This window comes from Niallia sp. FSL W8-0177 (genome assembly GCF_038006285.1).
Classification (GTDB): domain Bacteria; phylum Bacillota; class Bacilli; order Bacillales; family Cytobacillaceae; genus Niallia; species Niallia circulans_A.
In genome coordinates this window covers 2,736,044-2,752,352 of the sequence record NZ_JBBOUX010000001.1, presented here as the reverse complement: position 1 = coordinate 2,752,352, position 16,309 = coordinate 2,736,044, and the positions used below count along the sequence as shown (strand labels likewise).

Annotated in this window: 13 protein-coding genes; 11 read left to right on the top strand and 2 right to left on the bottom strand. The window is 34.7% G+C overall.

What is annotated here, in order from left to right; genetic code table 11:
- The first annotated feature begins 10 nt into the window (after window positions 1-10).
- From NST77_RS13590 to NST77_RS13575, 4 genes are all read left to right on the top strand, one after another.
- The gene (locus NST77_RS13590; RefSeq protein WP_095332349.1) at window positions 11-1,639 is read left to right on the top strand and encodes an ABC transporter substrate-binding protein; all 1,629 of its coding nucleotides are present in this window, start codon (window positions 11-13) and stop codon (window positions 1,637-1,639) included.
- 161 nt (window positions 1,640-1,800) lie between these two features.
- Complete coding sequence (locus NST77_RS13585) at window positions 1,801-2,538, top strand: YesL family protein (protein WP_123258079.1); 738 nt, start codon at window positions 1,801-1,803, stop codon at window positions 2,536-2,538.
- Between the two features lie 153 nt (window positions 2,539-2,691).
- Window positions 2,692-3,537 (top strand): SDR family oxidoreductase, encoded by an 846-nt coding sequence (locus NST77_RS13580; RefSeq protein WP_095332345.1) that lies wholly within the window; start codon window positions 2,692-2,694, stop codon window positions 3,535-3,537.
- Window positions 3,538-3,797: 260 nt separating this feature from the next.
- Entirely contained in the window at window positions 3,798-4,013 is a 216-nt protein-coding gene (locus NST77_RS13575; protein WP_341123080.1) for a hypothetical protein, read from the top strand.
- A 106-nt stretch (window positions 4,014-4,119) separates the two neighbouring features.
- Here the strand turns inward: NST77_RS13575 and NST77_RS13570 are convergent, their stop codons facing one another.
- Window positions 4,120-5,295 carry an ROK family transcriptional regulator gene (locus NST77_RS13570; RefSeq protein WP_123258077.1) on the bottom strand — a complete coding sequence of 392 codons (1,176 nt, stop codon included), beginning with the start codon at window positions 5,293-5,295 and terminating at the stop codon, window positions 4,120-4,122.
- A 300-nt stretch (window positions 5,296-5,595) separates the two neighbouring features.
- Here NST77_RS13570 and NST77_RS13565 point away from each other — a divergent pair, with 300 nt between their 5' ends.
- Window positions 5,596-6,579 carry an aldo/keto reductase gene (locus NST77_RS13565; RefSeq protein WP_163188287.1) on the top strand — a complete coding sequence of 328 codons (984 nt, stop codon included), beginning with the start codon at window positions 5,596-5,598 and terminating at the stop codon, window positions 6,577-6,579.
- A gap of 227 nt (window positions 6,580-6,806) precedes the next feature.
- Here the strand turns inward: NST77_RS13565 and ytvI are convergent, their stop codons facing one another.
- The gene (gene ytvI, locus NST77_RS13560; protein WP_095331420.1) at window positions 6,807-7,931 is read right to left on the bottom strand and encodes a sporulation integral membrane protein YtvI; all 1,125 of its coding nucleotides are present in this window, start codon (window positions 7,929-7,931) and stop codon (window positions 6,807-6,809) included.
- A gap of 192 nt (window positions 7,932-8,123) precedes the next feature.
- On the opposite strand from ytvI, the gene NST77_RS13555 reads away from it, so the two are divergent.
- The 6 genes from NST77_RS13555 to pnpS all read left to right on the top strand — a co-directional run bounded on the left by NST77_RS13555 (window position 8,124) and on the right by pnpS (window position 15,526).
- On the top strand, window positions 8,124-8,591 hold the full coding sequence (locus NST77_RS13555; RefSeq protein ID WP_095331422.1) for a DUF441 domain-containing protein: 468 nt from the start codon (window positions 8,124-8,126) through the stop codon (window positions 8,589-8,591).
- A 508-nt stretch (window positions 8,592-9,099) separates the two neighbouring features.
- Entirely contained in the window at window positions 9,100-10,215 is a 1,116-nt protein-coding gene (gene citZ / locus NST77_RS13550) for a citrate synthase (RefSeq protein WP_095331424.1), read from the top strand.
- Window positions 10,216-10,429: 214 nt separating this feature from the next.
- Complete coding sequence (icd, locus tag NST77_RS13545) at window positions 10,430-11,698, top strand: NADP-dependent isocitrate dehydrogenase (RefSeq protein WP_095331426.1); 1,269 nt, start codon at window positions 10,430-10,432, stop codon at window positions 11,696-11,698.
- A 204-nt stretch (window positions 11,699-11,902) separates the two neighbouring features.
- Complete coding sequence (gene mdh, locus NST77_RS13540) at window positions 11,903-12,838, top strand: malate dehydrogenase (protein WP_095331428.1); 936 nt, start codon at window positions 11,903-11,905, stop codon at window positions 12,836-12,838.
- A 216-nt stretch (window positions 12,839-13,054) separates the two neighbouring features.
- On the top strand, window positions 13,055-13,771 hold the full coding sequence (locus NST77_RS13535; protein ID WP_095331430.1) for a response regulator transcription factor: 717 nt from the start codon (window positions 13,055-13,057) through the stop codon (window positions 13,769-13,771).
- Window positions 13,772-15,526 carry a two-component system histidine kinase PnpS gene (pnpS, locus tag NST77_RS13530; protein WP_095331432.1) on the top strand — a complete coding sequence of 585 codons (1,755 nt, stop codon included), beginning with the start codon at window positions 13,772-13,774 and terminating at the stop codon, window positions 15,524-15,526.
- The last annotated feature ends 783 nt before the right edge of the window (window positions 15,527-16,309 follow it).

Here is a 16,309-nt window from a genome sequence, read left to right as displayed (position 1 = left end):
AGGAAATGCCATGAAAGAAAGTTGGAAAAAGGTTGGGTTATTTCTAGGTCTAATAGTATTCGTAATGATTGCTGTTGCTTGTTCAAAGAATGATTCAGCAAGTAAGGAAGTAGAAGTAGCAACAAAAGGGGCAATGGAATCATATAGCGCAGGTGACACCTTTAAAGCAACAGAGCCATTTGATTTATCTATTTTATATATGGATCAGCCGACATATCCATATAAAAAAGACTGGCTATTATGGGATAAGATAAAAGAAATTACGAATGTTACCTTGAAGCCGACAATTGTACCATTGAGTGATTATACGCAAAAGAGAAGTTTGTTAATTAGTTCAGGAGAAGCCCCAATCGTTATTCCAAAAACCTATCCAGGAGAGGAAGCTGCCTTCGTGGCATCAGGGGCGGCACTTCCGGTAAGCGATTACATTGATAAAATGCCTCACTTCAAAGAAAAAATTGAAAAATGGGATATGGGTCCAGAATTAGATACATTACGACAAAATGATGGGAAGTTCTATGTCCTGCCAGGTTTACATGAAGAGGTTTGGCCAGATTATACGTTAATTGTAAGAACTGATATTTTTGAAGAAAATAATATTGCTATTCCAACAACTTGGGATGAACTATATACAGCAATGAAGAAATTAAAAGAAATCTATCCAGATTCTATTCCTTTCTCTGATCGTTTTACATTTAACAGTACATTAAATATTGCTGCAACAAGTTTTGGAACGAAAGCAGGTTGGGGATTTGGAAACGGATTATCTTATGATCAAGATGCTGATGAATTTGTGTATGCAGCAACAACCAATAACTATAAAGAAATGCTCACTTACTTCCATAAATTAGTAGAAGAAGGGCTGTTAGATGAAGAGAGCTTTACACAAAGCGATGATCAAGCGGTACAGAAATTTGTAACAGGAAAATCATTTATTATAAATGGAAATTCTCAAACAATCAACTTGCATCGAGTTGATATGGATAAAACGTTAGGAAAAGGGAAATATTCTATTTCCAAAATCACGGTTCCCGGCGGTCCTGCTGGTCAATTAATGTCAGGGTCTAGATTAGAAAATGGTGTAATGATTACCTCCAAAATTAAAGAAAGTGAAAACTTTGAAGCAATTCTTCAGTTTATTGACTGGTTATATTACAGTGATGAAGGACAAGAATTCACTAAATGGGGGGTAGAAGGAACAACATTCACGAGGGAAGATGGAGTAAGAAAATTAATGGAAGATATTAATTACAATGGATTAAATCCAAATGGAACAAAGGATTTACGGGTTGACTATGGATTCTCTGGTGGAGTTTTTTCCTATGGAGGAACAACCGATTTACTTCATTCGATGATGAGTGAAGAAGAGATTAAGTTCCAAAATGATATGAAAGCAGTAAAAACGCCAATTCCAACTGATCCGTTAATTCCATATTCAATTGAAGACAGAGAAAAAGCAACATTACAAAGTACACCTTTAAAAGACTATACGAATCAAAATACATTAAAATTCATTTTGGGAACACGTGATTTAAGTGAGTTTGATGCTTTTGTAAAAGAATTACAAAGTCAAGGATTAGAGCAATATGTGGATACAGCAAATCAGACGTATCAAGAATACAAGAAAAATAACAAATAAATAAAATGGATAAGTTCATTCCTAGCCATCCTGATGAAGGGTAAGAAGAACTAACCTAAACTAGTCCTAACTGTACTGTTATGTGAGGCTAACCAGCAGTGGGGAAAAAAGAAACACACACTGCTGGTAATATTATTATATTCTGAAAGAAGGTGACAAGGATGAAGCAGCAAAGAGAGTTTGGGCAAGGAGTTTTATATACATTTTGTAATTATGTGTATTGGGTTTTACTAACGAATATCTATTTTGTCGTAACAAATCTTATCTTTATTTTTTTCTTCATGACATTAACACCATCGTTTTCAAATATTCTCATCTATGCTCTTGCCTTAATACCGTCTGGACCTGCTATATCTGGACTGCTTTATTCGATGGAGAAATTAGTAAGAACGAAAGAGCTATCACCAACAACTGACTTTTTCTATGGATATCGATCGAATTTAAAAGGCACATTTTTTCTGTGGATAATAATCTTAGCTGTATTCTTTGTCTTATTCATCGACTTACAATACCTTCAAATAACCATAACACCAGTTAATCAAATCATTTTTATTGTTGTGCTTGCACTTACGCTTATTTGGACAATGCTTAGTATAAATATGTTAATAATTAATGCAAAATATACTTTTCGAATAAGGGATTTAATAAAGTTGTCTGCGTATTATCTATTCATAAAATGGAAAGAAACAATAGGTAATATATTGATTCTCTTTTTTACTGCTGTTGCAACAGTAATCACTAATGATTTCTTAATTGTTTTCATTGCTAGTTTGCTTGCATGGATAATGGTGTTTAATTCTAGAGAGCTGCTTAAACATATAGATCGTAATTTTTTGAAAAAATCTCCTTCTAACAATATAAGTGAAAAATATGATGCACCACCTTTGCAAGGTTCATAAATGAAAGGAGAAGTACTAAGAAATGACTCTATATAAAAAAATAGTTTATAATCTCTTCATTTCATTTAAAAGAAATTTTAATTTGGAAGGACACATATAGATGGAAAGAGAAGTAGTTTAGAGGTTATGAGAAAAAATGAGGAGGAAGACAAAATGTTACCCTTAATGAAGAATTTATCCGGAAAAGTAGCAGTTATTACTGGAGGTGGAGGCGTACTTTGTGGCTGCATGGCGAAAGAGTTAGGCAGACAAGGAGTAAAGGTAGCCATTTTGAATCGTACATATGAAAAAGCGCAAAAGGTAGCAGAGGAAATTAATAACGAAGGTGGCATGGCTATTGCTATAGCATGTGATGTTGTTGATGTAAACAGTGTGAAGGAAGCGGAAAAAATAGTCTTAGATACTTTTGGAAACTGTGACATTCTTATTAATGGGGCTGGAGGAAATCATCCAAAAGGTATTACTTCAGAAGAAATTCTGCGATTAGAAGATCTTGATAAAGAAGGAATTACTAGTTTTTTTGATTTAACAATGGAGGGATTTTCCTTTGTATTTAATTTGAATATAATCGGTACTTTAATTCCTACTCAAATATTTTCAAAACAAATGGTTGGAAAAAGTGGAACCATTATAAATATATCCTCTATGAGCGCCCCAAGTCCAATGACGAAAGTACCTGCTTACAGCGCAGCTAAAGCTGGTATAGAGAATCTTACAAAATGGTTAGCTGTTCATATGGCTGAAACAGGAATTAGGGTTAATGCAATTGCTCCAGGCTTTTTCTTAACAAAACAAAATGAAGGACTGCTAAAAAATTCAGATGGGACTTATACAGAGCGGACGAAGAAAATATTAGCCCATACACCAGTAAAAAGATTAGGAAAACCAGAGGACTTATTGGGGACATTATTATGGCTAGTGAATGAAGAAACAAGTGGTTTTGTTACAGGGATTAGTGTGCCAGTTGATGGCGGATTTATGGCGTACTCAGGTGTTTAAAAATACTCCCTGATAAGAAAGGATTAGTTATTCTAGCTAGTGACGGGCAATCAAAATGAGATCTTCCACTGATCCTTAAGTGAATTGTAGATTTATAGAGTATTTAGTCCCGTTAGTATTAGGGTGGAGGTGAATCCTCACTATTATCCTATAAATAGTTAAATATTCACTTTGGTAAACCTATCATTTTTTAGATAGGAAAAAAGATAGAACATGTTATCAAAAATAATATTTCCCGGAAAATTTCACCATGCAGCACCTTGTTGGGATTAAATGTATTTTTTATATTCCGTTTGGATAATTTATCAGATAAAGATTCAAAAGATTATCGAAGGTACAAAATAGATGAAGCGGCATTTGTAGAGAAATCCCTTCAATCAAATGGATTAATTGCTACAAATGCAAAGGCTTCCTTAGCAGCAGATGGACTTTTTCACCCTACATATGGTTGGATTGGTTTGGAATACGCTGATTAGAACTGGCGTAAGACGTTATGATGCTAATTGTTTATACGTTTTTAGTTTGCTTTAAGTGGTAAAAACCTAATATATTTAAACTTTATCTAAATCTAAAGAGAAATTATTATTCTGGATGAAGCATAAATTTTAAAAAATTCTCGGTTGAAAAAGCAGCAGCACCTAATGCAGAGGAAGCAAAATTAATATCAGAAAAATGGATAGCAAGTTGTGATTGGTGAAAGGGCAAAGTATAATTGTCTATTATTTTTTTCACTTGTGGCTCTATCCATTTTTTAGCTAAGGTAAGTCGATTGCCGATTATGATTTGCTCTGGATTGAAGATATGAATAATATTAATAATTCCAGCACCTAGATGATTGCCAACTTCATTGAATAAATGGATAGCTTGCGTATTTCCTTGGTCGGCAAGCTCAATCAAATCATTCAAATAAACCTGACCTTTTATACCTAGCTTTAATTCGACAGCCTTGTTGAGTAAATATTGTTCGGAAGCGTAGAGTTCCCAGCAGCCTTTATTGCCACAGCGGCATTCTAATCCATCCTTTTGAATTATCATATGGCCGATTTCTCCAGAATATCCGAGGTTTCCTTTATACAGTTCTCCATTAATGATAATTCCAGCGCCGATTCCAATAGCAGCACTTACATAGATTAAATTTTGATAGGTCTGACCTACTCCGAATTTTTTTTCTCCATAGGCCCCGGCATTTGCTTCATTTTCAACTAATACAGGAAGATGGAATTCTTCTTCCAGATGGCTTTTTAGTGAAACATTATTCCAATCTAAGTTTGGAGCGAAGAGAATGTCACCGTCCATATTTGTAATCCCTGGTGCCCCAATCCCTATGCCAATTACTCCATAAACAGAGTTAGGAGCAGTGTCTATTAACAAAGTAATAATCTTTTTTATTATTTGTAGTGTATCTTCATAAGATAAATTAACATATTTTTCATTTATACGGTATATGATATTCCCCTGCAAATCAGTTAAAATTCCTAATAGATAGTTAACGCCTAAGTCAATACCAATGGAATAACCGGCCTTCTCATTAAATAGAAGCATAACAGGTCGCCTTCCTCCACTAGATTCACCATGCCCTGATTCATAGATCAATTGTTCATTAATAAGCTCTGATACTAAGGAGGAAACAGTCCCTTTTGTTAATCCTGTCTGCTGGGCAATATCCGCCCGAGAAATAGGCGCATTGTTCTTAATTAAATTTAAACAAAGAGATTTATTTTCTTTTTTTACTAACTGCTGATTCCAAGTAATATGCATCCTTTTCGCAATCCCCTCTTATCTATTTCTGAAATTCATATGAATATAATTACTTTCAGAAAGGTCTTTCTCTTCCAATTGATTAATTATACTACAGTTTATCTATTAACCAAACAGAGGGGATTGATAAAGTTAGTTCGTTTATTTAATATACAAACTTATATATAATTGATATAATTCCTATAGAATAGGGTTATCTATATAGAGGAAAAAGGATAATTTACTTGAGAAAATTCTTGCTTCTTTTTTATGGTGGCCATTCAATCAAAAATATCATAGCTGGCGGAGGTGCTAATGGAAATGAATTACAGAAATTTAGGGGATACCGGTCTAAAAACCAGTGAAGTCAGTTTCGGTACATGGGCTATTGGTGGTTCATGGGGAAAGGTTGATGATACAGAGGCATTAAAATCCTTACATATGGCGATGGACAAAGGCGTGAATTTTTTTGATACGGCCGATGTGTATGGAGATGGACATAGCGAAGAGCTTCTTGCTAAGGCAACGAAGGGGAAAGAGAATCAAATTCATATAGCCACTAAGTTTTGTCGGGGTGGCGATATTTTCGCAAATGAGAACTATTCGGAGGAAAGGATACGTCAGTACTGTGAAAATAGTTTGAAGCGATTAAATAGAGAAACAATCGATTTATATCAAATCCATTGTCCACCAATAGAAATTTTAAAAGATGGCCGAGTTTTTGAAGTGCTTGATAACTTACAAGAGGAAGGTAAAATTCGCCATTATGGAGTAAGTGTCGAAACAGTGGAAGAAGGACTTATATGTTTGCAGAATCCTAACGTTAAGGCTCTGCAAATAATTTTTAATATTTTTCGCCAAAAGCCATTAGAGTTATTGATTCCTGAAGCAGCGAGAAAGGGTGTTGGCATTCTTGTGCGACTTCCTTTGGCAAGCGGATTGCTTACTGGAAAATTTACAAAAGAGCATACTTTTGCGGAAGATGATCATCGCAAATTTAATGAGAATGGGGAAGCTTTTAATGTAGGAGAAACATTTGCTGGACTTGGATTTGAAAAAGGCGTTGAATTAGCAGAGGATCTTGCTTGGATTGGAGAAAATCGTCAATCAATGGCGGCGGCAGCGTTACGCTGGATATTGGATCAGCCAGGTATTTCTTGTGTTATTCCTGGTTTTAAAAATCGTCAGCAAATCAATGAGAATTTAAAAGCATTAGTGGAAAAACCATTTAATAATGAGGAATTACAGAGATTGAGAGCATTTTATGAGAAAAAGGTCAAAAATGCTATTAGAGGTCCATATTAAATGAATAACATACTAAGTTTACAAAAGCTGGGGGAAAACAAAGCGGATTAGATGTAGTCCCATGGAAGTGAAGAATATTCAGTCTGCGGCTGCTTACCACAAACCTTCTTTTTTAATGAATAAAAAACCGAACAATTATACGAAACTTGGATTAGCTTCTCCGTATAATTGTCCGGGTATATATTTTGGTTGGAATGCTAATGTTCCAGCTTTTTTTTATGTAACTTTTATTTGGGTATTTCACTATCTCCTTTAATAAACCTCCATATATCATGAAAAACCTTAGCTCGATGTAAGGAAGTAACGATAACGAGTGAAACTGGACCAATGATGAGACCGATGAAACCAAAAAGCTTAAACCCAACAAACAAAGCAATTAAAGTAGCTAAAGGATCAAGTCCGATATTGGATGAAAGGATTTTTGGCTCCATGATTTGTCTTTGAACTAAAACGATGATATATAGCACGGACAATCCAATCGCCAATACAATCTGCCCTGTAATAATTTCGTAAATAATCCATGGAACAAAGATTAACCCTGTACCGAGATAGGGGATAATATCTACAATTCCAGTTAACAGTGCGATAGTAATAGCATAATCCACTCGAAGAATTAACAAGCCAATTAAAATAATGACTGTCGTAATAGAAACAAGCGTTAATTGGGCTTTTAAAAATCCAAACAAAGCCTTTTTTAATTCAAAGAATACTGTTTTACCGCTATTTAACCACTTGGAAGGAAAGAACTTCCCAAATTTTAATGATAATCGCGCCCAGTCCTTGCTGATAAAAAAAGTGGCTAAGAGAGAAAAAATGAGGACGCTTGCTGCATTTGGAAACCAGGACAGGAAAATAGGGATATTAAGAAAGAAAGATTGTAAAAAATCTCCCATTACCGTTCCAACTTGTTCGCCCACTTTATCTATATTTGTCATAATGGTATCTTGTTGACCTGTACCGAGATTATTGAACGTTTGAGAAATTTTATTATATAATGGAATAATTTGCGCTGCAAACAAATCTTCTATGTATCGAATAATGATGTCTATATGTTTGGGAACGACTTCTCCAAGATAGGCAGCTCCTGCTACAATTTCAGCAATTAGTAAAGAAACCAAACCAGCAAAAATGGATAAAATGAGTAAAATACTTAAAACAACAGCAAAAGCCCTTGGTAATTTGCATTTAAATTGTAGAAAATTAACGAGTGGATTCATTAAAAAAGCAATCAGAAATCCAATAATAAAAGGATAAGTTACTTTGGATAAATAAAAAAAGCTAACAAATAATAGGATAGTAGCTGCTATCACTATGATAAACCGAATGGTTCGGTTAAGATAAGTTAAATTCAATGTCAATCCTCCCGTTTTTAGTATAATAGAAAATGGACCATTAGTGATTAGGAACTAGATATAGATTATATATATTCCTTTTTTATTTATATTTTCTATACTTATGCTTTTTTAATCGAAATTCCTGCTTATTAATTTAAATATAGAAGAGAGAATTTTTTAGTCAATGGCTTTCGAAAAGGAGAGTTAGTTATGTTTTTATTTAGCCAGCCATATTTATTTCTATATTTGCTGTTAGCAATTGCTCTTATAGCTAAGAACAATTCCTTGATTATCGCAGTTGTTTTCTTATTAGTATTGAAATTAATTGGGGTAGATAGTAAGTTATTTTCATTGATTCAATCTAAAGGTATTAATTGGGGCGTAACGATTATTACGATAGCTGTTCTTGTTCCGATAGCCACTGGAGATATTGGTTTTAAAGATCTTACCGCTACCTTTAAATCACCGTATGCATGGATAGCTTTGATTTCTGGAATTATGGTTGCTCTGCTCGCAAAAGGAGGAGTTAGTTTATTAGCCGATTCTCCAGAAATTACAACAGCACTTGTTCTAGGAACCATTTTGTCTGTATCGGTTTTCAATGGGGTGGCAGTAGGCCCATTAATTGGCGCTGGAATAGCGTATGCAGCCATTAAAGTAGTAGAGTGGATAACCTAATCCGCTCTCTTGCTCTAATTTACCGTTTAAGATATAAGACAGGATAAAGGAATTTATGGTATAATTTTTAAAGGAAAGAAATATAGTGTAAAGGAGAATCAGAAAAAATTTTTTTTACTATATCTACAGTTTTTAAGTATAAAATATGAGACATTTTGAAGTTTTTTGTTTATAATGAATGTGTAGTTACATTTTATCTCATCTATAACGTACCAAATAGTTTATTTTTTTATTTGAAAATGTAAGCATTTTCAAATGGATGATGCTCACTTTAATTTTTTTTGAAAAAACTCCCCCATCTTTTTATAAAATAAATCCGGATTATATTATTAATTGATTTTTTGGTACATATTCAGTTAATCTAACAAAATAGTAAACATTTATTTAAGGTGAATTCCATCGTTTTGTTTTACAGATTTTCACAATATTGGTAACTACGACAGGGACAATACTGGGAGTTTGAATGGGTTGTACTAACTAAAAGAAAAGGTGTAAAGGAGAGATATGTATGGCTGTTACAAAAGGGCTTGAGGGGATTATTGCTACAACATCTTCTATTAGTTCCATTATAGATGATTCACTTGCTTATGTGGGTTATGATATTGATGTGTTAGCAGAGCATTCCAGTTTTGAAGAAGTAGTATTTTTATTATGGCATCAAAAGTTGCCAACTGATACGGAACTGGCAATGCTAAAACAAGAATTGGCAGATAATGCTGAATTACCTGTCTCTTTGATTGAACAAATGAAGCTCATGCCATTAAATAAAGTGCATCCAATGGCAGTACTTCGTTCAACTGTGTCTTTGCTAGGAGCATATGATGAACAAGCAGATGCTATGGATACTGAAGCAAACTATTTAAAAGCTGTAAGACTTCAAGCAAAAATTCCAACTATCGTAACAGCTTTTTCAAGATTAAGAAAAGGGCTAGATCCAATTTCTCCAAGAAAAGATTTAGGATTTGCTGCTAATTTCCTTTATATGCTTAACGGAAAAGAACCAGAAGCGATTGCTATTGAAGCCTTTAATAAAGCACTTGTGCTTCATGCTGATCATGAATTAAATGCGTCTACATTTACTGCAAGAGTGTGTGTAGCTACTTTGTCTGATGTATATTCTGGTATTACTTCAGCTATCGGGGCGTTAAAAGGACCTTTGCATGGCGGCGCAAACGAAGCAGTAATGAAAATGCTGAAAGAAATCGGAAGCATTGATAATGTCGAGCCATATATTCGAGAAAAGATGGCAAACAAAGAAAAAATAATGGGATTTGGCCATCGAGTTTATCGAAAGGGAGATCCTCGTGCCAAACATCTAAAGGAAATGGCAAGAAAATTAACACAATTGACGGGTGAACCTGAATTATATGATATGAGTGTAAAGATTGAGACATTGTTAAAAGAAGAGAAAAATTTAGTGCCAAACGTAGATTTCTTTTCAGCTTCTGTTTATCATAGTTTAGGTATTGACCATGACTTATTCACCCCGATTTTTGCGGTGAGCAGAGTTTCTGGCTGGCTGGCTCACATTCTGGAGCAGTATGATAATAATCGCCTGATTCGACCTAGAGCAGATTATATTGGGCCAGAGCGCTTGGAATATATTCCAGTTCAAGAGCGATAAAAAAGGATATAATTTCCCATAGAGTAATAGAATAATATATACTTAATGATGGGTTAATTTACTTTGCGTATTGGCGTTTTCCTTTTTTTTATTCGTCAGAATAGTAAATATAATTAGCTTATAAAAGCTTGTTATAATAAATTTATTTCATTCTTTTTCCAATGAATGTTATTACATTGGAAAAGGAAACTATTTTTTACGGAGGGATAGAAACATGCAAGGAGAAAAAATTACAGTAGTAGATGGAGTATTAAATGTACCAGCAAATCCGATTGTTCCTTATATTGAGGGAGATGGAATTGGACCAGATATATGGGCAGCATCATCAAGAGTGTTAGATGCAGCTGTTGAAAAAGCATACAATGGGGAAAAGAAAATTGTTTGGAAAGAAGTACTAGCTGGTGAAAAAGCATTTAATGAAACTGGAGAATGGTTACCTTCTGAAACATTGGATGTAATTAGAGAGTATTTAATTGCTATAAAAGGGCCATTAACTACACCAGTTGGCGGTGGTATTCGTTCTTTAAACGTTGCCCTGCGCCAAGAATTGGATCTTTTTGTTTGTTTACGTCCAGTGAGATGGTTTGAAGGAGTTCCTTCTCCTGTTAAAAGACCTCAAGATACAGATATGGTTATCTTCCGTGAAAATACTGAAGATATTTATGCAGGAATTGAATATGAGAAGGGTTCAGAGGCTGCTTCAAAATTAATTAACTTTTTACAACAAGAGATGGGAGTTAATAAAATTAGATTCCCTGAAACATCTGGAATTGGAATTAAGCCGATATCAGAAGAAGGAACAAGTCGTTTAGTAAGAGCTGCGATTAATTATGCGATTAAAGAAGGTCGTAAATCGGTAACTCTAGTACATAAAGGAAACATTATGAAATATACAGAAGGCGCATTTAAGAACTGGGGTTATGAATTAGCAGAACAAGAATTTGGAGATAAAGTATTTACATGGGCCCAGTATGATCGCATTAAAGAAGAACAAGGTTCTGATGCAGCAAATAAAGCTCAATCTCAAGCGGAAGCAGAAGGTAAAATCATTATTAAAGATTCTATTGCTGATATTTTCTTACAACAAATTCTTACTCGTCCAAAAGAATTTGATGTAGTTGCGACAATGAATCTAAACGGAGATTATATTTCTGATGCTTTAGCAGCACAAGTGGGTGGAATCGGTATTGCTCCTGGAGCAAACATAAATTACGAAACTGGCCATGCTATTTTTGAAGCTACACACGGAACGGCTCCTAAATATGCTGGTTTAGATAAAGTAAACCCATCTTCTGTTATTCTTTCAGGTGTTCTATTGCTTGAACATTTAGGCTGGACTGAAGCTGCACAATTAGTGATTCAATCCGTGGAAAAAACAATTGCTTCCAAAGTTGTTACATATGACTTTGCTCGTCTAATGGATGGTGCTACAGAAGTGAAATGTTCCGAGTTCGGTGATGAATTAATTAAGAACATGAATTAATTAAGAACATGAATTAATAACAAATTGAAGAAGAGATCGTCTCATCTCTTCTTCCTTTTTGTCCAAAATAGAAGATTTACGGTATTGGATTAGAATGGGATAAGCTGGGAAAAGTATTTACTAAATAGAGTAAAAGGGGACTCTGCTTTGTAACTGCTTATTGGTGGGCTTCATTCATTCTCGGTCTAATAAGGGGGAAATAATATGGTTAAACGTAAGAAGATTTCCATCATTGGTGGAGGTTTTACTGGGGCTACAACTGCTTTTTTGCTTGCTCAAAAAGAACTTGGTGATATCGTATTATTAGATGTTCCGCGAAATGAAAACTCTACAAAGGGAAAAGCATTAGATATGTTTGAAGCAAGTCCTGTACAAGGGTTTGATGCAAATATAACGGGAACTTCCGACTATAAAGATACAGCTGATTCTGATATTGTCGTAATAACTGCTGGTATGGCAAGAAAGCCAGGTATGAGTAGAGATGACCTTGTACAAACAAATCAAGCTATTATGAAATCGGTAACAAAGGAAATTGTGCAATATTCACCTAATTGTGTCATTATCGTGCTTACGAACCCTGTTGATGCCATGACATATACTGTTTATAAAGAATCAGGCTTTCCTAAGAATAGAGTAATTGGGCAGTCGGGGGTTTTAGATACAGCACGCTTTCGCAGCTTTGTGGCAATGGAGTTAAATCTTTCCGTTAAGGACATTACAGGATTTGTATTAGGCGGACATGGTGATGATATGGTTCCACTTATACGTTATTCCTATGCAGGTGGTATTCCATTAGAAGCACTAATTCCAAAACATCGCTTGGATGAGATTATTGAAAGAACAAGAATTGGTGGAGCGGAAATTGTAAATTTACTTGGAAACGGAAGTGCTTATTATGCTCCAGCAGCTTCTGTGGTAGATATGTGTGAAGCTATAATTAAAAGTCAAAGACGTATCCTTCCTACTATCGCTTATTTAGAAGGAGAATATGGCTATAACGATCTTTATCTAGGTGTACCTACAATTCTTGGCGGAAACGGAATCGAACAAATTATTGAACTGGAACTAACTGAGGAAGAAAAGGCAGCCTTAGATAAATCTGTTCACTCCGTTCGAAGTGTATTGACAGTATTAAATTAAGTATAAAAGTCGGCAGCTCGATAAAAAAGAGCTAGCCGATTTTTTTATTTCATTTAATCAATAAACTTAACCAGAGACACCTATAATAATTTATAAGAATTATTTCCTATTTGTAAACAGGATATAAATGTTTTTTCCATTTTTATTGGACAATATATTATAATGTAAATAGGTATAAGGGGACTTTAGGGGAATTAACATATTTGGAGGCTGTATATGAAGAAAAAGGTTTTAGTTGTAGATGATGAACAATCTATCGTAACTCTACTTAAGTATAATTTACAACAGGCAGGTTATGATGTATTAACTGCCATGGATGGAGAAGAAGGATTGAATCTAGCATTAACTGCTAATCCGGATGTCATCTTACTAGATTTAATGCTGCCAAAAAAAGATGGGATGGATGTTTGTAAAGAATTACGCCAACAGAAAGTGTTAACTCCTATTTTAATGTTAACAGCTAAAGACGATGAATTTGACAAAGTTTTAGGGCTTGAACTAGGTGCAGATGATTATATGACTAAACCTTTTAGCCCCCGGGAAGTCATTGCTCGAATTAAAGCTGTATTAAGACGAATTCAAATGCAAGTGCCAGCAGCCTCGGATGAAGTAGATGAAGAAGAGGACGATGGTATTAAAATAGGTGAATTAAGAGTGCTTCCTAATTATTATGAAGCATATTTCAAAGGGGAACTATTAGAGTTAACTCCGAAAGAATTTGAGTTATTATTATATCTTGTTAAAAATAAGGGAAGAGTTCTTACAAGGGATCAACTATTAAGCGCTGTTTGGAATTATGACTTCGTCGGAGATACAAGAATTGTAGATGTACATATTAGCCACTTACGTGAAAAAATTGAAGAAAATACGAAAAAACCAATATATATTAAAACGATTCGTGGATTGGGTTATAAGTTAGAGGAACCAAAGTAAATGAAGAGCTTTAAATCTCGATTAATGGCGAGTGTTTTATTTACTATATTTATTGTGTTTTTGTTCGTAGCAATATTTATTGAATCATATAATAAAAAGACGTTTATGGACTCTTTTGACAGTCGATTGAAACGCGAAGGTACTTTAATCGCAAAGCAAATAATGAAAAATGGCGATGGGTTAGACATTAATAATAGTCTATTAAAAGAATATAGTGAAGCATTAGATATACAAATTACTGTTATAGATGAAACTGGAGAGATTCTCTTTAACGAAGGAGAGCTGCAGACAGATACAGAATATGAAAATCGAATGCAAAGGCTGCTTTCAAATGAAAAAGCAAAAGCGGTATCTATTAATGGAAATCCTAACTTTCACTTTTATCAACAACAGTTAACTGGTGAAGAGGGGAGATTAGGATATCTATTAATTGGTGCAAAAATAGAAGAAATAGAAAAGGCTTATCAGCATATTAATTGGATTATTTTTGCTTCTTTTTTCTTGTCGCTTTTAGTGATTTATTTAATTGGCTATAAATTAATTTATCGTTATACGAGACCTATTGAGTCAGCTACCAAGGTTGCTGTCGATTTAGCGAATGGGAATTACCATGCGAGAACCTATGAAGATCGAGTAGATGAAACAGGAGTACTTAGTTCTTCGCTAAATAAAGTAGCTAAAGATATGCAAGAGATGGTAAAAGCACAAGAAATTCAAGAAGATCGTCTAGGAACATTGATTGAGAGTATTGGTAGCGGATTATTATTAATAGATAGCCGAGGATATATTAATTTAATCAATAAATCCTATAAGGATATGTTCTTTGTCCGTTCTGCTGATTATCTCTATAAACAATACTACAAAGTCATTCCATATAGACAAGTGACTGATTTAGCGGAAGAAATATTTATGACTGAACATAAAGTAATCCGAGATATGACCCTAGAGATTAAAAATGAGAAAAAAAGCTTTCAAGTGTATGGAGTACCTATTATTGGGACGAATGACAGATGGATGGGGATTTTACTCGTTTTTAATGATATAACAGAATTGAAAAAGCTTGAGCAAATTCGTAAAGACTTTGTAGCCAATGTCTCTCATGAATTAAAAACTCCTATTACTTCTATTAAAGGCTTCTCGGAAACACTTCTTGATGGAGCGATGGAAGATAAGGAGACGTTAGAGGAATTTTTACGAATCATTTTAAAAGAGAGTCACCGATTACAGACGTTAATTCAAGACCTTCTGGATCTTTCAAAATTGGAACAGCACCATTTTGCCCTTAATAAAGAGGAATTTAATCTGATGGAAATTCTCAATAAAGCGACAAAAATGTTGGAAGGTAGAGCGGAAGCGAAAAATATTAAGTTACTGTTTCCTCAAGCGAATGAAATTGTTCAAATTGAGGGTGATAGAAGTCGATTAACGCAAGTTTTTTTAAATCTTATAACGAATGCGGTTATCTATACTCCGAATGATGGAGAAATTACTGTCTACGTCGTGGAGAAGAAAAAGAAAATCGAAATAAGAATTCAGGATACTGGAATTGGAATAGAGCAAGAAGAAATTCCTAGAATATTTGAACGCTTTTATCGAGTGGATAAAGCGCGAAGTAGAAATTCTGGAGGCACTGGATTAGGACTGGCAATCGTGAAGCATTTAGTAGAGCTTCATAGAGGAACAATTCAAGTAGAGAGTGAGATGGGAGAAGGAACGACTTTCACTGTTATTTTGCATAAGGAATTTCCATTTTAGGAAAAAGGCTGTAGCTTAAGTGTTTTAACTAAACATAACCCCAAACAACTATACGTAAAATGCTGGAAAATTCGTATAATGTTTTGGGGTTTTTAATTTATTTTAAGAAAGAAGATTATCCTTTATCTCAGTCGATAGTCTCCAGTTTGTACACCGATGAACAGTCTCCTCCGCTTTTCATTGTCTAGCTGCGGAGCCTATCGGTTAGCAAACTTCCGACGATCTCCTTACGATAAGTCAACATCGACTCTCTATCGTTCGTCGTGTATCCTTTATCTTAGTCGATAGTCTCCAGTTTGTACACCGATGAACAGTCTCCTCCGCTTTTCATTGTCTAGCTGCGGAGCCTATCGGTTAGCAAACTTCCGACGATCTCCCTACGATAAGTCAACATCGACTCTCTATCGTTCGTCGTGTATCCTTTATCTTGAGAGAATCGCTCCAGTTTACAAGGCGCTAAACGGTGCCTTCCGCTTTTCTACTTCCTTTACATTGTTTTTACATTTGGTTTATGGTGGGTTTACACTTTGTTGGTACAATTATTTTTGAAGTCCCCCTTATCCATTTGGTTAAGGACTTAAGCTAAAAGCTACCCCGCTTTTGGCTTCCCCTTTTAATAGTGGGTATGGTAGGAAAGGAATCGTAAATGATTGTTGGTAGAATTGTGATCCTCTTATCCATGCCAGTGTCGATATACCTAAATTGTTTTTTGATGCTGTAAAAATAGCGGAGTTTGTTGCTAAAAGATGTGTACTGCACGCTTATTTCCTTGTAGGGTGAAAT